Annotated in this window: 20 protein-coding genes and 1 other annotated feature; of the genes, 17 read left to right on the top strand and 3 right to left on the bottom strand. The window is 57.3% G+C overall.

The features are described 5' to 3' along the window. Nucleotides 1-63 precede the first annotated feature (63 nt). The 5 genes from ilvN (at nucleotide 64) to AABA48_RS06940 (ending at nucleotide 5,226) form a co-directional block, all read left to right on the top strand. On the top strand, nucleotides 64-555 hold the full coding sequence (gene ilvN, locus AABA48_RS06960; protein ID WP_010942555.1) for an acetolactate synthase small subunit: 492 nt from the start codon (nucleotides 64-66) through the stop codon (nucleotides 553-555). 60 nt (nucleotides 556-615) lie between these two features. Then, nucleotides 616-1,632, top strand: a complete 1,017-nt coding sequence (gene ilvC / locus AABA48_RS06955; protein ID WP_119332803.1) for a ketol-acid reductoisomerase — start codon at nucleotides 616-618, stop codon at nucleotides 1,630-1,632. Nucleotides 1,633-1,749: 117 nt separating this feature from the next. Next, nucleotides 1,750-2,406: a phosphatidylserine decarboxylase family protein gene (locus tag AABA48_RS06950; protein WP_286352422.1), complete on the top strand. Its 657-nt coding sequence runs from the start codon at nucleotides 1,750-1,752 to the stop codon at nucleotides 2,404-2,406. Beyond that, the gene (gene pssA / locus AABA48_RS06945) at nucleotides 2,403-3,182 is read left to right on the top strand and encodes a CDP-diacylglycerol--serine O-phosphatidyltransferase (RefSeq protein WP_286352423.1); all 780 of its coding nucleotides are present in this window, start codon (nucleotides 2,403-2,405) and stop codon (nucleotides 3,180-3,182) included. Before AABA48_RS06950 ends, pssA begins: the two co-directional genes overlap by 4 nt. A 118-nt stretch (nucleotides 3,183-3,300) precedes the next feature. Next, nucleotides 3,301-3,580: a binding site (T-box leader), on the top strand. A gap of 107 nt (nucleotides 3,581-3,687) precedes the next feature. After that, nucleotides 3,688-5,226: a 2-isopropylmalate synthase gene (locus AABA48_RS06940; RefSeq protein ID WP_286352424.1), complete on the top strand. Its 1,539-nt coding sequence runs from the start codon at nucleotides 3,688-3,690 to the stop codon at nucleotides 5,224-5,226. Nucleotides 5,227-5,369: 143 nt separating this feature from the next. Here AABA48_RS06940 and AABA48_RS06935 read toward each other — a convergent pair whose 3' ends face one another. Together AABA48_RS06935 and AABA48_RS06930 are read right to left on the bottom strand one after the other, a co-directional pair. Further along, complete coding sequence (locus tag AABA48_RS06935; protein WP_010942550.1) at nucleotides 5,370-5,570, bottom strand: cold-shock protein; 201 nt, start codon at nucleotides 5,568-5,570, stop codon at nucleotides 5,370-5,372. 220 nt (nucleotides 5,571-5,790) lie between these two features. After that, complete coding sequence (locus AABA48_RS06930) at nucleotides 5,791-6,819, bottom strand: LOG family protein (RefSeq protein ID WP_286352425.1); 1,029 nt, start codon at nucleotides 6,817-6,819, stop codon at nucleotides 5,791-5,793. Nucleotides 6,820-6,982: 163 nt separating this feature from the next. Between AABA48_RS06930 and AABA48_RS06925 the strand changes: the two genes are divergently transcribed. The 6 genes from AABA48_RS06925 to AABA48_RS06900 all read left to right on the top strand — a co-directional run bounded on the left by AABA48_RS06925 (nucleotide 6,983) and on the right by AABA48_RS06900 (nucleotide 13,327). Next, nucleotides 6,983-8,266, top strand: coding sequence for a 3-isopropylmalate dehydratase large subunit (locus AABA48_RS06925; protein WP_286352426.1), 1,284 nt, complete (start codon nucleotides 6,983-6,985; stop codon nucleotides 8,264-8,266). 30 nt (nucleotides 8,267-8,296) lie between these two features. Then, nucleotides 8,297-8,824, top strand: a complete 528-nt coding sequence (locus tag AABA48_RS06920) for a 3-isopropylmalate dehydratase small subunit (RefSeq protein WP_286352427.1) — start codon at nucleotides 8,297-8,299, stop codon at nucleotides 8,822-8,824. Nucleotides 8,825-8,979: 155 nt separating this feature from the next. Further along, a complete protein-coding gene (locus AABA48_RS06915) occupies nucleotides 8,980-10,503 on the top strand; it encodes a hypothetical protein (RefSeq protein ID WP_286352428.1) in 1,524 nt (507 codons plus the stop codon). Continuing rightward, complete coding sequence (locus AABA48_RS06910) at nucleotides 10,503-11,276, top strand: MlaE family ABC transporter permease (RefSeq protein ID WP_286352429.1); 774 nt, start codon at nucleotides 10,503-10,505, stop codon at nucleotides 11,274-11,276. Before AABA48_RS06915 ends, AABA48_RS06910 begins: the two co-directional genes overlap by 1 nt. Before the next feature lie 45 nt (nucleotides 11,277-11,321). Next, nucleotides 11,322-12,371 (top strand): MlaD family protein, encoded by a 1,050-nt coding sequence (locus tag AABA48_RS06905; protein ID WP_286352430.1) that lies wholly within the window; start codon nucleotides 11,322-11,324, stop codon nucleotides 12,369-12,371. An 83-nt stretch (nucleotides 12,372-12,454) separates the two neighbouring features. Then, entirely contained in the window at nucleotides 12,455-13,327 is an 873-nt protein-coding gene (locus AABA48_RS06900) for a carotenoid biosynthesis protein (protein WP_286352431.1), read from the top strand. Here AABA48_RS06900 and AABA48_RS06895 read toward each other — a convergent pair. Further along, nucleotides 13,285-14,109, bottom strand: coding sequence for a phosphorylase family protein (locus AABA48_RS06895; RefSeq protein WP_286352432.1), 825 nt, complete (start codon nucleotides 14,107-14,109; stop codon nucleotides 13,285-13,287). The two genes, AABA48_RS06900 and AABA48_RS06895, sit on opposite strands and share 43 nt — an antisense overlap. A 276-nt stretch (nucleotides 14,110-14,385) precedes the next feature. Here AABA48_RS06895 and kdsB point away from each other — a divergent pair, with 276 nt between their 5' ends. The 6 genes from kdsB to AABA48_RS06865 all read left to right on the top strand — a co-directional run bounded on the left by kdsB (nucleotide 14,386) and on the right by AABA48_RS06865 (nucleotide 20,468). Further along, nucleotides 14,386-15,138, top strand: a complete 753-nt coding sequence (kdsB, locus tag AABA48_RS06890; protein WP_286352513.1) for a 3-deoxy-manno-octulosonate cytidylyltransferase — start codon at nucleotides 14,386-14,388, stop codon at nucleotides 15,136-15,138. 18 nt (nucleotides 15,139-15,156) lie between these two features. After that, nucleotides 15,157-16,767, top strand: coding sequence for a CTP synthase (locus AABA48_RS06885; protein WP_286352433.1), 1,611 nt, complete (start codon nucleotides 15,157-15,159; stop codon nucleotides 16,765-16,767). 34 nt (nucleotides 16,768-16,801) lie between these two features. Continuing rightward, nucleotides 16,802-17,620, top strand: a complete 819-nt coding sequence (gene kdsA / locus AABA48_RS06880) for a 3-deoxy-8-phosphooctulonate synthase (RefSeq protein WP_324310002.1) — start codon at nucleotides 16,802-16,804, stop codon at nucleotides 17,618-17,620. Nucleotides 17,621-17,662: 42 nt separating this feature from the next. Then, nucleotides 17,663-18,628: a KpsF/GutQ family sugar-phosphate isomerase gene (locus AABA48_RS06875; RefSeq protein WP_324310633.1), complete on the top strand. Its 966-nt coding sequence runs from the start codon at nucleotides 17,663-17,665 to the stop codon at nucleotides 18,626-18,628. Nucleotides 18,629-18,648: 20 nt separating this feature from the next. Beyond that, nucleotides 18,649-19,164, top strand: coding sequence for a KdsC family phosphatase (locus AABA48_RS06870; RefSeq protein ID WP_324310635.1), 516 nt, complete (start codon nucleotides 18,649-18,651; stop codon nucleotides 19,162-19,164). Nucleotides 19,165-19,328: 164 nt separating this feature from the next. After that, the gene (locus AABA48_RS06865; RefSeq protein WP_286352435.1) at nucleotides 19,329-20,468 is read left to right on the top strand and encodes an HD domain-containing phosphohydrolase; all 1,140 of its coding nucleotides are present in this window, start codon (nucleotides 19,329-19,331) and stop codon (nucleotides 20,466-20,468) included. The last annotated feature ends 5 nt before the right edge of the window (nucleotides 20,469-20,473 follow it).

Below are 20,473 nucleotides of genomic sequence, written 5' to 3'. Positions count from 1 at the left end.
AGTCGGGTCGGTCGTCGTCGGTGACGCCCGACCCGCTCTCCCATTCCTCAGGAGGCTTCATACATGCGACATACGATCACCGTTCTGGTGGAAAACGAATTCGGTGTTCTCTCTCGCGTGGCCGGTCTCTTCTCCGGCCGCGGCTTCAATATCGACTCACTCTCGGTTGCGCCCACCAATGACGAATCCATCTCCCGCATGACCATCGTCACCCGGGGGGACGACCAGATTCTCGAGCAGATCACCAAGCAGCTCAACAAGCTCATCGATGTCATCAAGGTCATTGATTTTACCGACGGGGAAGTGATTGAACGGGAAATGGCGCTCATCAAGGTGACCGCCGAGGACGATGCCCGGGCTGAAGTGCTGCGGATCGTCGATATTTTCAGATCCAAAATCATTGATGTGACCCCCCGTTCCTTTACCATCGAGGCCACGGGAACGCCGGCCAAGATCGATGCGATCCTTGAACTGCTCCGCCCCCTGGGGCTCAAGGAGCTCGTCAGAACCGGTCCGGCGGCCATCGGGCGCGGCGCCAAGGGGTGGAAAGGGTAGGGCCGATTACATTCACCGTTCGTTTCAGGTGTCGATCGAACAAATACAAGGAGGAAAGTGATGAAGATTTATTACGACAAGGACTGCAATCTGAGCGTGCTCAAGGGGAAAAGGGTTGCCGTCATCGGCTACGGCTCCCAGGGCCACGCCCATGCCAATAACCTGAAGGATTCGGGTGTCGACGTGGTGGTCGGCCTCAAGGCCGACTCTCCCTCCGTGGCCAAGGCCACCGGCGCCGGACTGACGGTTCTCCCCACCGCGGATGCGGTGAAGGGTGCCGATGTGGTTATGATTCTCCTGCCGGACGAGATTCAGGGCGATGTCTACCGCGAGGAAGTCGGCCCCTATCTGAAGCAGGGGGCCTATCTGGCTTTCGGGCACGGTTTCAATATCCATTTCGGTCAGATCACTCCGCGCCCGGACATCAACGTCATCATGGCTGCCCCCAAGGGACCCGGTCACCTGGTGCGTCACGAATACACGAGAGGAGGCGGGGTTCCCTGCCTTATCGCCATTCACCACGATCCGTCCGGCAACTCCCGCGATGTGGCTCTGGCCTATGCTTCCGCCATCGGCGGCGGTCGCGCAGGCATCATCGAGACCTCCTTCAAGGAAGAGACCGAGACCGACCTGTTCGGTGAGCAGGCCGTGCTGTGCGGCGGGATTTCGGCCCTGATCCAGGCGGGCTTCGAAACCCTGGTGGAAGCGGGCTATTCTCCGGAGATGGCTTACTTCGAGTGCCTGCACGAGACCAAGCTCATCGTGGACCTGATCTACGAGGGCGGTATCGCCAACATGCGCTATTCCATCTCCAACACTGCCGAGTACGGTGACCTGACCCGTGGTCCCCGCGTCATCACCGACGAGACCAAGAAGGAAATGAAGCAGATCCTCTGGGAAATCCAGAGCGGACAGTTCGCAAAGGAGTGGATGCTGGAGAACAAGGCCAACAAGCCGACCTTCAATGCGTTGCGTCGCAAGGGGATGGAGCATCCCATCGAGGACGTTGGCGCACGGCTCCGCTCCATGATGTCGTGGATCGGTTCGTCAAAGATCGTCGATAAATCCAAAAACTGACACACTCGGCTACACCCACGGTGAGGCCGGATACGGCGGGAGTTCAGGCTCCACGGCCGCATCCGGCCTCATTTGCCGTTTGACGGGTGGCATCCGGTGTTAACCCGAGGTCCATTGATGCGGAATGAAAACACCCCCATAGCAGTCGAGGGGTATCCCTTTATCGCCATTGCCGGCGTTCTGACACTCATCCTTGCCGCCGTGTCCTGGCATGTCCCCGTTGTCTGGGCGGGAACGGCTTTCTTTCTGGCAGTCACGCTGTTCATTGCCTTTTTCTTCCGCAATCCCGAACGGATAACTCCTGGCGACGAGAATGCCGTAATTGCTCCCGCAGACGGCGTTGTCATTTATCTCGGGCCTGCCCGCGAAGAACACCTGGGGGTTGAAACCACGAAAATCAGCATTTTTATGTCGGTGTTCAACGTCCATATCAACCGTGCACCGGTGAGTGGCACAGTGCTCGATACCTTCTACGTGAAGGGTAAATTTCTTGATGTACGTGACGAACGGGCTACCTTCGAGAACGAGCAGGCAGGGCTGGTGATTGAGACGGCCCGGGGACTGCGGCTGGCTGTCGTGCAGGTGGCGGGTCTCATTGCCCGGCGTATCGTCTGCTACGCAGGGAAGGGGGACCGGCTCACGAGGGGGGGGCGTTATGGTCTGATCCGGTTCGGTTCGCGTCTCGACATCTATCTGCCGACCGCTACCGAGATCAAGGTCGCTCTAGGCGAGAAGACGGTGGCCGGTGAGACTGTCCTGGGGATTCTGCCATGAATGGTGAAAAAATCGATATGTCGGAGAGCATGCGCAAGGGTATTTATATCCTTCCCAACCTCTTCACCACGGGGAGCCTCTTTGCAGGTTTCTACGGCATGGTCGCCACCATGAACGGCGATTTTAAAACAGCAGCTCTCTGGATTCTCATCTCCTCCATTTTCGACGGGCTGGACGGAAAGGTTGCACGACTTACCGGCACATCAAGCAAGTTCGGAGTCGAGTACGATTCGTTGGCAGACGTTGTTGCCTTCGGGGTTGCTCCCGGTCTGCTCATGTACAAGTGGGCCCTTCAGCCTTTCGGACGGCTCGGCTGGCTTGCCGCCTTCCTCTTCGTGGTCTGCGGCGCTTTGCGTCTTGCCCGCTTCAATGTGCAGGTCAATACGGTGGAGAACAAGCGGTTCGTTGGACTGCCCATTCCGGCCGCAGCGAGCATGGTTTCCGCAACGGTGCTTCTTTTCTACCATTTCGGCTGGCCAAGTTCGTACAAAAAGGTAGCGATACTCGCGCTCATCTATCTCCTGGCGTTTCTCATGGTATCGAACTTCCGCTACTACTCCTTCAAGGATCCGGAGCTGATCAAACGGCAACCCTTCGCCCTGTTGGTGCTGGCCGTATTGCTTTTGATCGTCATAGCGGCTGAGCCGGTTGTCATGCTTTTTGTTATCTTTTTCTGTTACACATTCTCAGGGATCATCGGATTTTTAATGAGCCTGCCGCGCCGTCGCCGCCTGGAAAAAGCGCTTCATCATCGGCATGCCAAGGATGACCACTGACCTGTCTAGATGTTTTCTTGCATCAAACAATGTTCGATGTTCTGGAACATATCATAATTACGAAGAAAATGTCTTGACAGGCCGAGAAGTCGTTCTCTATTATCACTAAACAATTTAGAAAAAGGCTATGAAGAGGAGTAGTAGTCCGACCCCTTATCCTTGTCGGTAGTAACGGAAATGCCGACGCCAGAGAGCCGGTGGGTGGTGCAAACCGGTATAAGGAAGGATGAACTCGCCTTGGAGCCGCCCCCGCGAAACGGTCGTTGCCGATTGACGATCGCAGATAGTTGGGGCCGTATCCCGCGTCAAGGGGAAATGAGGTTCTTGTGTCGCCGTTGATCGGCGTATGCGAGGACGAAAAAGGGTGGTACCGCGAGCGCAAAGCCTTCGCCCCTTTATCGGGGCGGAGGCTTTTTTTGTATCCGGCCGGTTTTCCGGCCAAGCGACGGTTGCATTCACCGGTGCAGCTGGTATGAAACATCTAACACCAATGAGGAGGTAAGTCATGGCAGATCAGAAGACCATCAAGATATTCGATACAACACTGCGTGACGGTGAGCAGTCTCCCGGCAACAGCATGAACATCGAGGAAAAACTCAGGGTTGCCAAACAGCTCCAAAAACTGAACGTTGATGTCATTGAAGCCGGTTTTCCCATCGCGTCGGAGGGTGACTTTGAAGCGGTCATGCGGGTTGCACAGACCATTAAGGGCCCTGAGATTGCGGGCCTGTGTCGCGCCAACGACAAGGATATAGACAGGGCTTGGGAAGCCCTCAAGTATGCTGGCGAGAAGGGGCGTATCCATACCTTCATTGCCACCTCGGACATCCATATGAAGCACAAGCTGAAAATGTCCCCGTCCCAGGTACTGGATGCGGCGCTCAAGGCGGTGAAGAGGGCCAAGTCGTACACCCCCAACGTGGAGTTTTCCTGCGAGGATGCCGTACGAACCAACCTGAAATTCATGGCCGAGGTGGTAGAGGCGGTCATTGATGCGGGGGTGACCACCGTGAACATCCCCGATACGGTGGGCTATACCATTCCTTTTGAATACTTCAACATCATCAAATACCTGAAGGAAAACGTTCCCAACATCGAGAAGGCGGTCATATCCGTCCACTGCCACAACGACCTCGGTCTGGCGGTTGCCAACTCTATTGCCGCGGTTCAGGCGGGTGCGGGCCAAGTGGAGTGCACCATCAACGGTATTGGCGAGCGTGCAGGCAACTGTTCCCTTGAAGAGTTTGTCATGGCAATCCGGACCCGCCACGACATCCTCCCCTTCAAGACGAATGTGGCTACGGACCAGATTGTGCCGTCCAGCAGGCTCCTTTCCACCATCACCGGCATTGGCGTTCAGCCCAATAAAGCTGTTGTCGGCGCCAATGCCTTTGCTCACGAGTCGGGTATCCATCAACACGGGGTCCTGATGGAAAAGTCCACTTACGAAATCATGACCCCGGAATCGGTTGGGCTCCGGGCCAATGTTCTGGTCCTCGGCAAGCATTCCGGTCGCCACGCCTTTAAAAAGCGCCTTACCGAACTGGGCTATGAGTTGAGCGACGAAGATCTGAATAAAGCCTTTGAACGGTTCAAGGCTCTTGCGGATATGAAGAAGGAGGTTTTCGACGAAGATCTGGACGCCATAGTGGCGGATGAAGTTATGCGCCCCTCCGAAAAGTATCGGTTGGCGCATATCACGGTGACCTGCGGATCGTTTGCGGTGGCAACAGCGACAGTGCAGATGGAGATCGACGGGGTCGCCGTGCGTACTGCAGAGTTGGGGGATGGTCCTGTCGATGCCACGCTCAAGGCCATCAAAAAGCTCACCAAAACCAAGGCCCGGCTCCAGCAGTACAATGTAGGATCCATTACCGGTGGTACCGATGCCCAGGGCGAAGTGACAGTGCGCCTCGTTGACGGTGATGAGACGGTGGTCGGCCGCGGTTCATCCACCGACATCATCGAGGCATCGGCAAAAGCCTACATCAACGCCCTCAACCGTCTTCATTTCAAGAAGGAGCGGGCACCGGAGAGCCTGTAATCAACGGTGCGACCGCTGTGTTACGTTGTGTACGCGCGTAAGCAGCGGTCGTCGCCAATTGCAGCGCCATAACGCGATGAAACACAAAAAGCCCGCTGGATGAACCAGCGGGCTTTTTGTCGGTTAAGCTATGAGGCCCTTGTTTAGGCCTTCTTGACGTTGGCTGCCTGAAGCCCCTTGGGGCCATTCACCACGTCGAAGGAAACTTGCTCACCCTCGGCAAGGGACTTGAAACCATCCTGCTGGATGGCGGAGAAATGTACGAACACGTCCTCGCCATTGTCCTGCTCGATGAAACCAAAACCCTTGGCGTCGTTGAACCACTTAACTCTTCCGATAGCCATTGTCCTACCTCCTTTGTGCCTCCGGATCTGTGCCGGACTTCGTGGGGATGCTGCTTAAGTTTCCGGAGTTTTGAGGCAGGAAAACCGCGAGAGTCGAGGGGACTTTGCTCAGTTTTCAAGGGCTGCAACAACTTCCGAAACTTGCTGCATTATTACACTAACACTGGCAATTCATCCTGTCAACAAAATTTTGCCCCGCTTCATGGATGGATTCTGAGTGTTAAAACATATTGATTTTTCTGATGAAAGCAATAAGGAGCCCGTAGTGTTGATGGTCGAACTGGAGCGAGATGCGAGGCAGTTTCAGCAGGTCGGGCTCGTCAGCCTCTTCGGGGAGTGGTGGACAGCAGCTTATGCGGGTGCCCGGCAGGCGCAATTCGGGGAATTCATTTTCGAGCTCATCGATCTGTTCACGGGTGAGCTCTTTGTTGAGCCGGATGATGAGCCGCTCCTCGAAGAAGCGGAGGGAGTGGTAGTTGCGGTAGAACTCCTCGATGACCCTGATGGCCTCGTCCTCGTCGCGGGTGATGGTGAAAATGGAGAAGTCCTCTGCAGAGATGAACCCTTTGCCGAGAATGCACGAGGTAACGAAATCGAACCAGCGATCCCAGTAACCGTCACTGTCGTCGATGAGAACAAGGGGTTTGGGAGAGGTCTTGCCCGTCTGGATGAGGGTGAAGACTTCCATGGCCTCGTCAAGCGTGCCGAAGCCTCCGGGAAAAACGGCGATGGCGTTCGACTCCTTGACAAAGGCGACCTTGCGGTTGAAGAAGTACTTGTAATTGATGAGCCGCGGATTCTGGAGCATCACGGGGTTGGGCTTCTGCTCGAAGGGAAGGCGGATGTTCACGGCAAAAGAGCGGTCGCTGCCCGCGCCTTCATTCCCCGCCTGCATGATACCCGGGCCTCCGCCGGTGATAATCATGTACCCCTTGTCTGCAAGTTTCCGGCTGAAACGGACACAGGTCTGGTAAATCGGTTCCTGGGGCTCCGTGCGGGCCGAGCCGAAGATGGTCACTTTCCGGCTGGTGCGGTAGGGGGCGAACACGTTGGTCGTGTAGCGCATCTCCTTCATGGTGTTGTTGAGCAGTTTGAGGTCTGCGGGATAACTTGTTTCCTGGCCCGATTTGAGAGCGGAAATGATCATTTCACGTATCAGGGCAGGGTGATGGATGGTTCCGGCTTTCTCCATAAGGGTGTCGATGAGTGTGTCGATTTCGCCGTTGGTACGTGTAAATCTCAGTTCCATGTCTCGCAGACGTCTCCCCGTGAAAAATTTGCGTATCCTAGCACGCCTGCTGTGGTGCAAGCAAATGTTAAACCGTGTCGAACAAATATTACATTGATTTATAAACCCCGTTTGTTTACATTGGCACCACATTCCATCATGTTAGACGCGAGGATAGTTCGAAATGGGGAAAACTATTGCGGAAAAGATTTTTGCCAGTCATCTGGTTGATGAACCCTTTGCCGGCACCAAGGTGCTGAGGCTCGATGTGGTGATGTGTCACGAGATCACCACGCCCATCGCCATTGCCGATCTGATGGCGCGCGGCAAGGACCGGGTTTTCGACCCGACAAAGATCAAGGCGGTCATTGATCACGTGACCCCCAGCAAGGACTCCAAGACGGCCACCCAGGCGAAGATGTTGCGCGATTGGGCGCGGCGCCACGGCATCGTGGACTTTTTCGACGTGGGAGCCAACGGCGTTTGTCACGCGCTGTTCCCCGAGAAGGGGTTCATCCGGCCCGGCTATACGGTGATCATGGGTGATTCACATACCTGTACTCACGGAGCGTTCGGCGCGTTTGCGGCAGGCATCGGCACCACCGATCTCGAGGTCGGCATTCTCAAGGGAGTCTGCGCCTTCCGCGAGCCGAAAACGCTCCGCATCAACCTGAACGGCTCTCTGCCTGAAGGTGTGTATGCCAAGGACGTAATCCTCCATGTCATCGGCAGGATTGGTGTGAACGGGGCAACCGACCGGGTAATGGAGTTCCGCGGACCGGTGGTCGACACCATGACCATGGAGTCGCGGATGACACTGTGCAACATGGCCATCGAGGCGGGTGGCACCTCGGGTATCTGTATGCCTGACATGGTGACGGTCGATTACCTCTGGCCCTTCATCAAGGATGAGTACCAGTCCCGGGAGGCCGCCTTTGAGGCATTCAGCCTGTGGCGGTCCGACGATGACGCCGTCTACGAGCAGGTGCTCGATTTTGATGTGTCGAGTCTGGAACCCATCGTCACATTTGGCTATAAGCCGGACCAGGTGAAGCCGGTCTCTGAAATTGCCGGTACCCCTGTGGACCAGGTTTATCTCGGTTCCTGCACCAACGGCCGGCTGGAGGATTTGCGTATTGCCGCACGCATTCTCAAGGGAAAGAAGATCGCTCCCACGGTTCGCGGCATACTCTCTCCCGCCACGCCGAAGATCTACCAGGATGCCATGCGTGAGGGGCTGATCGATATCTTCATGGAAGCCGGCTTCTGTGTGACCAATCCCACCTGCGGTGCCTGCCTCGGCATGAGCAACGGCGTCCTGGCCGAAGGAGAAGTCTGCGCATCGACCACAAACCGTAACTTCATGGGGCGGATGGGCAAGGGGGGGGTGGTCCACCTCATGTCTCCGGCAACGAGTGCTGCAACCGCTATCGAGGGTAAGATAGCCGATCCCCGGAAGTATCTGTAGCGTCCATATTCCCAGCAAGGAGACAGACCGATGAAACAGTTTGGCGGCCCCGTGCTCTTTCTCGACCGCTCTGATATCAATACCGACGAGATTATTCCGGCCAAGTATCTGACCGAGATCACCAAGGAAGACCTCAAGCCCTATATCCTGGAAGATCTGAAGCTGCCTGGTTTCGATCCCAAGGGGGAAAAGACGAAGGCTGCGCGTGTCGTTGTCTCCCGGGCCAATTTTGGGTGCGGCTCATCCCGTGAACACGCGCCGTGGGTGTTCGAGGTGAACGGCATTACAGCTGTGATTGCCGAGTCCTTTGCCCGGATCTTCCGCCAGAACATGTTCAACTGCGGCATGGCTGCCATTGAACTCTCCGCCGATACGATCGAGAGGCTGTTCACCTATGCCGGCTGCGCTGACGCAGCCATCTCCATTGATGTGGCAGGACAAACGCTCACCATCTCGGGGGGGGGCACGTCGGAAACACACTCCTTCGATATATCACCCTTCGACAAGGCACTTGTCCTTGCCGGTGGCTGGGTTGACTACGCCGACAGCAAGTATTGAACATCGTTACTTTGCATCAGATTCAACTTTTTTGAAGGCCCGCCGCACGCGGGCTTTTTTTCTGTTCGTGCGGACTGGGGTCTTTTCTGTTGACTCCCTCGGTTGCCGAGGGTATTAAAGCTGTCTATACATTATTTTGACACGGCGGATTATACGTGAAGTGCTTTCGTCTCCTGTTTCTGGCAACCCTGGTAACAATAATTGCGGCATCGCCGCTCCGGGCCGCCGATGGCGACGGGAGGGAAGGGACGATATTCACCTTTTGGCCCCTGATTGACTACCGGGAAAGTCCGGCCGAGGAGTTCAGCAACCTGTCGGTCCTCGGTCCCCTGGTCAAGATCCAGCGTCAGGGGGATGAGACGGTGACGGCCATTCGTCCGCTGGTGTATCGTACATCCGTGGAACGGAACGAGAGCGTCGGAACAAGCATCATCTATCCCCTGGCTTCGGTCACCAGTTCGCCGGAACAGTGGAATCTCCAGGTGCTCCAGCTTTTTCAGGTGAATGAGTTCCGCAAGGATGAGCCGGGCGAGGCAGAGAACAATTCCATGCTGTTCCCCCTCTATATCAGGGGGGAGTCCCGTGAGCACGGCACGTACACGTCGGTTTTTCCCTTCTATGGAACGCTGTACAATCGGCTTTTCCGGGACGAGATACACTATGTGCTCTTTCCCCTGTACGGCCGCACCGTTGCAAAGGGAACTACAACGCGTCATTATCTCTATCCGTTCTTTGCCACCATCGAGGGACAAGATGAATCCGGTTGGCAATTCTGGCCCCTTTACGGCAGGTCGATCGGCGAAGGGCGCTATGATAAGCAGTTCGCGCTGTGGCCCTTGTACCTCAAGGAGCGCACCGGTCTCGATACGGAAAACCCGACCGAGCGACTCACAATGTTTCCTTTTTACGCATCGACGGAGTCGCCCCGTCTATCGTCGCGTTCGTATCTCTGGCCGTTTGCCGGATGGTCCAGCAATCACGCGACCGGTCAGGAGGAACGCTATTATCTGTGGCCCTTCATAATGACCGCCCGGGGGGAGCAGCGGGAAGTCGATCGTTTTTTGCCGCTCTATTCCCGCGAACAGACCAGGGAGTCGGCCAAGCAGTGGTATCTCTGGCCATTGTTCAATCATGACGAGATCACATCGGACACCTACTGCCGCGATCGGGACCGCCTTCTGTTTTTCCTTTACTCCGACAGCATCGAACGATGGCCGATTGATGGCGCGGAGCGAAGAACTACGGCGCTCTGGCCGCTGTTCACGTTCCACCGCAACGAGCGGGGGGTGAAGAGTTTCAGCTTCCCGGCTCCGCTGGAGCCACTGACGCCACGCGAGGGCATCGAGCAGAACTGGGCGCCACTCTGGCGTCTTTATATCCAGAAGTGGAACGATAGCGGCGATTCGGCTGTTTCCTTTCTCTGGAACCTTTACTGGCATGAGAAAAGGGGCAATGACGTGGCATATGAGGTTTTCCCGCTTCTCACGTACCGCACCCGGGGCGAAAGTTCCGACGTGTCGATCCTGAAAGGTTTCGTGCGTTACCGTTCGTCTGGCGACAAGAGGATGCTCCGTCTGCTCTGGTTGCCCTTCGACCTGGAATGGACGGAAAACAGCCACGAGGTACTGGGAGTGGCGCCTCCCGGCGAAACCCGTATCGAGGCGAGGTATGAACCCTGATGGGCATGTTTGATCGAGTTGGCAGGAGAGTTCTGTCCTTTCACGAAGTATTGGGTGAAATGCTGATGCTGCTCGGCAGAACGGTCTGGTTTTTCCGGGAGGCTCCCCGGAACCTGCCGAGCATTTTCAACCAGATGGCGATCATTGGTTATGAGACCGTGCCCATTGCGTCGGTCATGGCCTTTTTCGTGGGGATGGTCCTGGCGCTCCAGACCGGCGTTGAACTTCAGAAATACGGAACCCAGAACATCATCGGCGGCATCGTGGGGCTTTCCATGGTACGCGAACTGGGGCCGGTAATGACCAGCTTTCTCGTTGCCGGCCGGGTGGGTTCGGCCATGGCGGCGGAGATCGGCGTGATGAAGGTTTATGAGGAGATCGACGCGCTCAAGACCCTCGACATCAACCCTGTGCGCTACCTGGCGATGCCGCGGCTCATTGCCTGCCTCGTGTGCGTACCGGCTCTGGTCATCTTCGCCAATGCCGTCGGGATTGTGGGGGGGGCCATCATGAGCCATCTCCATCCGAAGATATTCATTTCCTACTCGACGTATTACGATAGTCTCAAGACGGCCCTCAAGCTGAAGGAGGTGGGGGCCGGCCTGGTGAAGGCAACGGTTTTCGGCGGGATCATCGCGCTCGTTGCCTGTTATACGGGATTCAAGACCAGCGGTGGAGCCCGGGGCATCGCGCAGGCAACGACCCGGGCCGTGGTCTTGTCGTTCATGTTGATTCTGGTGGCAGATTATTTCCTTACCAGGATTCTGATGTAGCTAAGAGGAGTAGCACGGCCTGTCGGGTGATGGGGAGGAGAGTTCATGGCGTTGTCGACTGAAAAGAAGGTGGGTTTTTTCTTCATGGCCGGATTGGTTGTCCTGGGGGTGATGCTCGAATTGGGCGAACGGTGGAACCCCTTTGAGAAGAACATTCCCTATGTGACCTATCTTTCGAGCACCACCGGCCTCAAGGTGGGTGACCCTGTTCGGCTGGCCGGCGTTGAGGTCGGGAAGATTACCCGGATCGATATTGAGGACGGGAGGGTGAAGGTCGGTTTCGAGGTCAAACCCGGGACCCGGATCAAAACCGATTCGGTGGCGACCATCCGCCTGACGAACCTTCTGGGGGGGCAGTTTCTGGGGATTTCCTTCGGTACTCAGACCGCCGATATTCTTGCACCGGGCTCCGAGGTAAAGAGTCGGGAAATTGCCAATATCGATATCATTGTCGACAACGTGAGCGACTTGACCAAGGATGCGCGGACGTTCCTCAATGATCTGAATACCAACCAGAACGAGGTCCTGGGAAAAATCTCGACCATGCTTGACGAGAACAGGGGGAACCTCAAAGGTGCGGTCCAGAATCTCAACAGTATCACCGCAAAGATGGACCGGGGAGAAGGGTCTCTCGCAATGCTTCTGAATGACAAGGCCCTCTATCACAACACCAACGAGCTCGCCACGAGCCTCAAGACCGTCACCGCGAAGATAGAGCGGGGCGAGGGCTCGCTGGGCAAACTGGTAAACGAGGATACGCTATATGTCGAAGCCAAGGGAGCGTTGACCGAGTTGAACGCCGGCGCAAAGGATATCAAGGAAATCGCCGCCAAGATCAACAAGGGCGAGGGAAGCGTCGGCAAGCTTGTTAATGACGAAACTCTCTACAACGAGCTGCGTGACGCATCCAGAAACATCAGTGACGTGGCGCGCAAAATCAACGAAGGGCAAGGCACTCTTGGCAAGCTGGTGAACGACGACAAGCTCTACCGTGATACCGCCGCCGCCATGAAGAAACTGGACAAGGCAGCAGACGGGCTCTCCGATTCGGGGCCGATCTCGGTGCTCGGAAGTGTAGTCGGTACGCTGTTTTAGCGGCTAACAGTTGAATCAATGCTGTAACAATATGAGCGCGGAGCCGTTTGGTGCGGTTCCGCGTTTGTTCGTCAGGAGGATATATGGAGGATGTTCTGCGGATTGCGCTGGGAACCGTGACCATGCGGCCCTATGTATTTGCCTTTTTTGCAGCGTACCTGGTGGCAGCGGTGCCGCACCTCGGCTGGCGTAAAACTCTGCTGTTCACCGCGGCCGGTTATCTGATTTCATTCGCATCCGAATTCAGTTCCATCAACACGGGAATCCCCTACGGCTGGTACTATTACATCGATACGACCCGCGATCGTGAGTTGTGGATCGCCGGGGTGCCGTTTTTCGACTCCCTTTCCTACGTGTTTCTCGCTTACTGCAGCTATGCCACCGCCTTGTTCGTGGTTTCGCCGATCAGGGCGTGGCGGTGGGATATCGTGACACTCGAATCACGGTCCATCAGGGGGTCCTTTGCCGTTCTCTTTCTCGGCGCCCTGTTTCAGGTCTTTCTCGATATTATCATTGATCCGGTGGCCCTCCAGGGATATCGGTGGTTCCTGGGCCAGATTTACGGATACCGGGAGCCCGGCATCCATTTTGGTGTTCCGATCTCGAATTACGTGGGATGGTGGGTCGTGAGCGTGATCATGGTGTTCGTCCTGCAGCGGATCGATCTGTGGTGCGAAGGGAAGGGGGGGAAGCCCGCCGGGGTGGCCAATCCGCCCCTGCGTTCACTCTACGGGCCGATTCTCTATCTCTCGGTGCTCGTCTTCAATCTGGCAGTGACTCTATGGCTCGGTGAGCACCTCATGGCACTGACCGGTATACTCATCTACGTCCTGGCGGGTTCCATAGCAATAGTTACTATTGTGCGCCGAACCAACCGCTACCGGAAGGAGGAACTGGTCGAGCATCTGCGGGATTATCCCTGGTCCGCCGTCTCGGGGCGTTGCACAAAAGAGTAGGAGGGGGTACGGCGGGTTGTGGCGGGCAGCACCTCGACGAGTTCGAGGACAGCCGAGGCCAGCAGTTCGCCGGCCCGCTTCGACGAGCGCGCCAGTCTGATGAGTTGCGGCAGGATCCAGGGCTTTCGGAGCAAGGTGGTCACGACCCGGTGCGGCTTGATATTCAGCTCGGTATCGGTAAATTCGTCCAGCGAAAAGCCGAACTCTTCTCCCGCATCGTCGGTAATGGCCCGCAGTGCCAGGAGGGGGATGTCGTGCCGGGCGGCAATGTCCGCCACTGAGGCTGTTTCCATGTCAAGCACCGGTGATGTCACCGCGGCCGGAATCAGCGGTGCGACAAGATGTTTGGCAAGGATTGCCCCGGAGGTGATGATGGTGCCGGAGGTCACCGTGAGGGGGGTGCGCTGTGCCAGGGCCTTCATGACATCACCGGCAAGCGGGGCGTCTATGCCGGCTACGGGGGTAAAATCCCTACCGTCATAGTGCAGGCACCCGGTTCCCATCACCAGGTCGCCGACCGACAATCCCGGCAGCACGCCGCCTCCGAATCCGAATGAAACGATAACGTCGGGGGAGGCCATCTCGACAAACCGCGCCGCCGCTGATTCAGCCCGCTTCGGCCCCATGCCCGACTGGGCCAGCCAGATATCCGCATCACCCATCTGTGCGCGCCAGAGGGGAAAGGGCTGTTGTGCAAGCAATGTTGCCGCATGCAAACGACGCAGCAGGGGGCGGGTTTCGTCCGGCATGGCAGCAATGAGGCCGATGGTTATGGGGGGCATGACCGGTCTCCGCATGAGGGGGATGACGGCACTCTATCAGAGCTGATGCGCCCCGGGCAACGCATTTCACTCCTTGACACGTCCCTGCCTTTGCGGTAGCGTAGTACGTCCCACCTGCCGAAAGGGACACACTCTGCAGTACATCTCTTGCCTTCACTCGGACAATCTCGTCGGTAACGTTATTTCAGCAAGTTGCACGTTTCGCCCCCCCCGAAGGGTGCGTGGCGTTCGCGCATGCCGTTCAGGGCGAGTGCAGGTATGTGAATGGGACTTCGTATGAACATCACCGCCATAATCCCCGCCCGTTTCGCGTCGACCCGCTTTCCCGGCAAGGCTCTGGCCGACATTGCGGGCAAGCCGATGGTTCAGCATGTGTATGAGCGGACCGCCCGGGCGCGTCTTGTGTCCGAGGTTGTCGTGGCAACGGATGATGACCGGATCGCCCAGGCGGTCCGCGGCTTCGGCGGCAGGGTCGAAATGACCTCCCGGGACCACGAGACGGGAACGGATCGTCTTGCCGAGGTGGCCTCGCGCATCGGGGCCGAGATCATCGTGAACGTCCAGGGTGATGAACCGCTCATTGAGCCCGCCATGATCGACGAGGCGATAACTCCGCTTGCGGAGAATCCTGCCGTTCGTATGGGTACCCTCAAGAGCCGAATCCGGACGCTCCACGACTTTCTGAGTCCCAACGTCGTGAAGGTTGTGACCGATCTGGAGGGGTATGCGCTCTACTTCTCCCGCTCGCCGCTTCCTTTTTTCAGGGACAAGTGGAATGACTTGAAAGACGAGTCCTTTGCATCGGGGCGGCTGCTCTGCTACAAGCACGTGGGGCTCTATGTCTATCGGCGCGATTTCCTTATGGAGTTTGCGAAAATGCCACCCACCGCCCTCGAGTTGGCGGAAAAACTCGAACAGCTCCGGGCGCTGGAGAACGGCTGCCGGATCAGGGTGGTTGAAACAGCGCACGAGTCGATCGGCGTCGACACCCCCAACGACCTGGAAAAGGTTCTCGAAAAGTTGAAATAATCTGACTCAGGAGTGTGCATGAAAACCAAGTTCATCTTCGTAACCGGTGGCGTTGTGTCCTCCATCGGCAAAGGGCTTGCCTCGGCGTCGCTCGGGGCGCTGCTGGAGTCCCGCGGTCTGCGGGTAACCATGCAGAAGCTGGACCCTTACATCAACGTTGACCCCGGCACCATGTCACCGTTCCAGCACGGCGAGGTTTTTGTCACCGACGATGGCGCCGAGACCGACCTGGATCTGGGGCACTACGAACGGTACACCTCCGCCCGGCTCTCCAAACGGAGCAATTTCACCACGGGCCAGGTCTATTTTTCGGTCATCGAGAAGGAACGGCGCGGCGATTATCTAGGGGGGACCGTGCAGGTTATTCCCCATATCACCGACGAGATCAAGCACAAGATCCTGGAGAACGCCAAAGGGGCCGATGTGGCCATCGTGGAGGTCGGGGGAACCGTCGGCGACATCGAATCGCTCCCGTTCCTGGAGGCGATCCGACAGTTCAAGGCGGACCGGGGGACGGGGAACGTTCTTTACATCCACGTGACGCTCGTGCCCCACATCAAGACGGCCGGTGAGCTGAAGACCAAGCCGACGCAGCACTCCGTCAAGGAGCTGCGCGAGATCGGTATCCAGCCCGACATCCTCATCTGTCGTTGCGAGATGGAGCTGCCCCGGGACATGAAGGCCAAGATCGCCCTGTTCTGCAACGTGGAAGAGAAGGCGGTCATCACCTCTACCGATGCGGAACATATCTATGCGGTACCCCTGGCGCTTCATAAGGAAGGTCTTGACGAGCAGGTGGTAGAAAAGCTGAACATCTGGACCAAGGCGCCTGATCTCAGCCCCTGGCACAGTGTTGTGGAGAAACTCCGTTCACCCCTGCGGGGAGAGGTCCGCATTGCCATCGTCGGCAAATACGTCAATCTTACCGAGTCGTACAAGTCCCTGTCAGAAGCCCTTACCCACGGCGGGATCGCCAACGACTGCCGGGTGGTCCTCACCTATCTTGACTCCGAGCGGATCGAAAGCGAGGGGATCGGCAGCTCCTTCGACGACATCGATGCCATCCTGGTGCCGGGAGGGTTCGGCGAGCGGGGAACCGAGGGCAAGATCAAGGCCATCGAGTACGCCCGCACCCAAAAGATTCCTTTCTTCGGCATCTGTCTCGGCATGCAGATGGCGGTGGTTGAGTATGCCCGCAACGTTTGCGGGCTCGAAGATGCCTGTTCCAGCGAGTTCCGTCCTGATTGCGCCAACCCGGTCATCAGTCTGATGGAGGAGCAACGCGACATCGACCGGCTGGGCGGCACCATGCGGCTCGGTGCCTATCCCTGCAGCCTCACCAAGGGAACTTTTGCCCAAAAAGCGTATGGGTCCCTGGAAATATCCGAACGTCACCGTCACCGCTACGAGTACAATAACGCTTTCCGTGATACCCTTGTGGCCAATGGCCTTGTCGTCTCGGGACTCTACAAGGAAGGGGATCTGGTGGAGATTGTGGAGGTCGCCGACCATCCCTGGTTCCTCGGCTGCCAGTTCCACCCGGAATTCAAGTCGAAGCCGCTTAACCCCCACCCTCTGTTCAGGGCATTCATCGCAGCCGCCCTTGATCGGAAGGACAAAAGGCGATAGGCTGTCAGCCTATCACCACAGATAAGAGGTTTGCATGACCAGGGAAATTACCATAGGTTCCGTAAAGATTGGTGGCGACCGGCCGCTGGTGCTCATCGCCGGCCCCTGTGTGATCGAAAATGAGGCGGCAACCCTGCGTTGCGCCGAGCGCCTAATGACCATCTGCAACGGCGTATCCGTGTCGCTTGTCTTCAAGGCATCCTATGACAAGGCGAATCGCACGTCGGTTACCTCGTTTCGCGGCCCAGGCATGCAGGAGGGGTTGCGCATTCTCCAGAAGGTGAAAGACTCCCTCGGCATCCCGGTCGTCTCGGACATCCACTCAATCGAGCAGGTAAAGCCGGCCGCCGAGGTGCTCGACATCATCCAGGTTCCTGCGTTTCTCTGTCGCCAGACCGACCTGGTGGTGGAAGTCGGCCGGACCAACCGGGTGGTCAATGTCAAGAAGGGCCAGTTCATGGCCCCATGGGACATGGAGAACGTCGTCGGCAAGATTCTGTCAACCGGCAATGAGCGTATCATCCTGACGGAGCGCGGGGTAACGTTCGGCTACAACAATCTTGTATCCGACATGCGGAGCCTTCCCATCATGCGCCGTATCGGCTTCCCGGTGGTCTTCGACGCTACCCACAGCGTTCAACTGCCCGGCGGCCAGGGCGGTTCATCCGGCGGTCAGCGCGAGTTCGTGGAGTACCTGTCCCGGGCCGCGGTTGCCACCGGCGTCGACGGCATCTTCATGGAAGTCCACGAAGACCCCGAAAAGGCCCTGTGTGACGGCCCCAACTCGGTGAGACTTGACGACCTGCCCGCACTGCTCAAGAAGCTGAAGGCAATAGACGCCATCGTGAAATAGATCCCGGACCTGTCAGTGGCCGGCTACTGAAACGGAAGCATGATGATTCTCGAAGAAGCACGAAAAGTCATACGAATTGAAGCAGAAGCACTCACGCGCCTTGCCGATACCATCGACGGCGAGTTTGAAAGGGCGGTGCGCCTCATTCTCGACACCCGTGGCCGGGTTGTCGTTACCGGTATGGGGAAATCAGGGCTCATCGGCCAGAAAATAGCCTCAACCATGGCATCCACCGGCACGCCGGCCCTGTTCCTCCATCCGGCGGAAGGGGTCCATGGCGACCTGGGGATGATCATGAAAGGGGACGTGGTCATCGCCATTTCCAACAGCGGCGAAACCGAAGAGGTAGTGCGCATTCTTCCAATCATCAAGCGGCTCGGCGCAGCCCTCGTCTCCATGTCGGGCAACCCCTCATCCACGCTTGCCAAGGCCGGCGACGTGTTTCTCGATATTTCGGTGACCGAGGAGGCCTGTCCCCTCGGCCTGGCTCCCACCGCATCCACCACTGCAACCCTTGCCATGGGTGATGCCCTTGCGGTGGCTCTTCTCGTCGAGCGCGGGTTCAGGCCCGAAGATTTTGCCCTGTTCCATCCGGGCGGCTCCCTGGGGAAGAAACTCCTCCTCACGGTAGAGGACCTGATGCATTCGGGCGATGCCGTGCCGTTGGTGGATGCCGCCACGCCGATTCGTGATGCCCTGTTTGTCATCACGGCCAAAGGACTCGGTATTACCGGCGTCTGCGCGGAGGACGGCGCGCTGGTAGGGGTGGTCACCGACGGTGATCTGCGGCGCTCTCTCGGCAAAGGGGTCGATATCCTGAATCAGCCGGCAGGAGAGATCATGACCCGCAATCCCAAGAGAATCAATCGCTCCGAGTTGGCAGCCAAGGCTCTTCAGGTAATGGAGTCCCACTCCATAACGTCTCTGTTCGTCTTTGATGATACGGCCGACAACCGACCGGTGGGGGTCATTCATCTCCATGACCTGTTGCGGGCGGGGTTGGCATGACCGCCGGGGAAAAGGAGCTCATGGACGGACGCCTTGCCGGGATCAGGTTGCTGCTGCTCGACGTGGACGGCGTCATGACCGATGGCCGGATCATCTTCGACTCCAATGGAGTAGAGAGCAAGTTCTTTAATGTCAAGGACGGTCACGGAATCAAGATGATTCAGCGGGCGGGAATCCAGGTCGGGATTATTTCGGGTCGCCAGTCGGTGGTAGTTGCCAACCGGGCTGCCGAGCTGGATATCCCCATACTCTATCAAAAAGCCATCGATAAGCTGACACCGTACGGGGAGATTCTCGCCGCCACCGGCCTGGATGACTCACAGGTCGCTTTTGTGGGTGATGATGTGATCGATATTCCGGTGCTGCGGCGCGTCGGGTTTGCCGCCGCACCCGCCGATGCCGTCCCGGAAGTGCTGCCGTTTGTGCATTTCACCACCCGCAATCGTGGCGGGTGGGGAGCCGTTCGCGAGGTCTGCGATCTCCTTCTCAGGGCCCAGGGAAAGTGGGACGAGATTACCGCGCGCTATTACCGCTAGAGCGGTATTCATCATGTTCTTCTCCTGAAGCTCACCCTTCGGTATCCCTGCGCCTAAAGCCCCGTCTGTTTTGTCCGAAAAGAGAGTATCTCCCATTATCAGCCCCGTGTTCTCCGGAAGGGTGGCACCGGAGCGTGTCCATCCTTTCGTAAGGAGCAACCACCATGCTAAAGCGACACGATGGAACCATAGTCGTCATTGATGACGATCCCTACGTGCTCGAAAGCCTGTCTGCGCTTCTTGTTGCCTACGGCTATGTCGTGCATCCTTTCGGCCGGGGGGCCGATGCCGTGCATCGTCTCTCCGGCGGCGGTGTCGATATTGTCATTACCGATATTAATATGCCCGAGATGACGGGGATCGAAGTCCTGGGGGCTATTCGGAAGTCCAATCCGGATGTTCCGGTGATTCTCATGACCGGCTATGCTGAGTTGTCCGTGGCGGTGGAAGCGATCAAGCAGGGCGCTTTCGACTTCATCATCAAGCCCTATGATCCGCTCTATCTGTTCCACGCCGTGGAGAAAGGGATCAATTATTACCGACTGCTTAAGATTGAAAAGAACTACAAGGCCGAACTGGAAAACACAGTCAAGCAGCGGACGGGCGAGCTGGCCGACACCCTTCAGATGCTCAAAAACATGAGCAAGGAGGTTGTGCAGCGTCTCACCGCAGCGGCGGAACTTCGCGATGAGGACACCGGTGCCCACATTTCCCGGATCGGACTCTATGCCAATCATATGGCGCGCGAACTGACCATGAGCGATGAATTCGTCGATACAATCACGCTCGCGAGCGCCATGCACGATATCGGCAAGATCGGCATCCCCGACTCTATTCTCTTTAAGCCGGGACCCCTTTCCAGTGAAGAATTCGCAACAATTCGCACTCATACGGTAATCGGGGCGCGCATCCTTCAGGGTTCGTCCTACGGTATGCTTCGGATGGCCGAGTCGATTGCCCTCTGTCACCATGAGCGGTGGGACGGAACGGGCTATCCCTATGGGGTGAAGGGGGAGAATATTCCCGTGGAAGGACGCATTGTCATGCTCGTAGATCAGTATGATGCCCTGCGCAGTCCCCGGGTCTACAAGCCGCCTTATGACCATGAAACCGCGTGCAGGATCATTCTTGAAGGCGATGGTCGGACCATGCCGGGGCACTTCGATCCGGCAATCCTCAGAGCCTTCCGAAACATTGCCGGCCGTTTTGATGAGATATTCGAGGGTGAAAGGCACTCTGACGAGGGCAGGCCCGTAGGAGCTTCTGCGGCTACTGTCGCGGATTTACGGAATATGAGCTGCTAGTACTA

This window comes from Geobacter sp. 60473 (assembly GCF_036323535.1).
GTDB classification, from domain to species: Bacteria; Desulfobacterota; Desulfuromonadia; order Geobacterales; family Geobacteraceae; genus Geobacter; species Geobacter sulfurreducens.
The sequence above is the reverse complement of the archived record's forward strand: the minus strand, read 5'-3'. Positions and strand labels throughout refer to the sequence as shown.

Coding starts and splice junctions, on each gene's coding strand:
- AABA48_RS06865 (WP_286352435.1), top strand. CDS start 19,329: ATGCTAAAGCGACACGATGGAACCATAGTCGTCATTGATGACGATCCC.
- AABA48_RS06935 (WP_010942550.1), bottom strand. CDS start 5,570: ATGGCTATCGGAAGAGTTAAGTGGTTCAACGACGCCAAGGGTTTTGGT.
- AABA48_RS06895 (WP_286352432.1), bottom strand. CDS start 14,109: ATGCCCCCCATAACCATCGGCCTCATTGCTGCCATGCCGGACGAAACC.
- AABA48_RS06925 (WP_286352426.1), top strand. CDS start 6,983: ATGGGGAAAACTATTGCGGAAAAGATTTTTGCCAGTCATCTGGTTGAT.
- AABA48_RS06870 (WP_324310635.1), top strand. CDS start 18,649: ATGGACGGACGCCTTGCCGGGATCAGGTTGCTGCTGCTCGACGTGGAC.
- pssA (WP_286352423.1), top strand. CDS start 2,403: ATGAATGGTGAAAAAATCGATATGTCGGAGAGCATGCGCAAGGGTATT.
- AABA48_RS06885 (WP_286352433.1), top strand. CDS start 15,157: ATGAAAACCAAGTTCATCTTCGTAACCGGTGGCGTTGTGTCCTCCATC.
- kdsB (WP_286352513.1), top strand. CDS start 14,386: ATGAACATCACCGCCATAATCCCCGCCCGTTTCGCGTCGACCCGCTTT.
- AABA48_RS06950 (WP_286352422.1), top strand. CDS start 1,750: ATGCGGAATGAAAACACCCCCATAGCAGTCGAGGGGTATCCCTTTATC.
- AABA48_RS06905 (WP_286352430.1), top strand. CDS start 11,322: ATGGCGTTGTCGACTGAAAAGAAGGTGGGTTTTTTCTTCATGGCCGGA.
- ilvN (WP_010942555.1), top strand. CDS start 64: ATGCGACATACGATCACCGTTCTGGTGGAAAACGAATTCGGTGTTCTC.
- AABA48_RS06900 (WP_286352431.1), top strand. CDS start 12,455: ATGGAGGATGTTCTGCGGATTGCGCTGGGAACCGTGACCATGCGGCCC.
- kdsA (WP_324310002.1), top strand. CDS start 16,802: ATGACCAGGGAAATTACCATAGGTTCCGTAAAGATTGGTGGCGACCGG.
- AABA48_RS06910 (WP_286352429.1), top strand. CDS start 10,503: ATGGGCATGTTTGATCGAGTTGGCAGGAGAGTTCTGTCCTTTCACGAA.
- AABA48_RS06920 (WP_286352427.1), top strand. CDS start 8,297: ATGAAACAGTTTGGCGGCCCCGTGCTCTTTCTCGACCGCTCTGATATC.
- AABA48_RS06875 (WP_324310633.1), top strand. CDS start 17,663: ATGATTCTCGAAGAAGCACGAAAAGTCATACGAATTGAAGCAGAAGCA.
- AABA48_RS06940 (WP_286352424.1), top strand. CDS start 3,688: ATGGCAGATCAGAAGACCATCAAGATATTCGATACAACACTGCGTGAC.
- AABA48_RS06930 (WP_286352425.1), bottom strand. CDS start 6,819: ATGGAACTGAGATTTACACGTACCAACGGCGAAATCGACACACTCATC.
- ilvC (WP_119332803.1), top strand. CDS start 616: ATGAAGATTTATTACGACAAGGACTGCAATCTGAGCGTGCTCAAGGGG.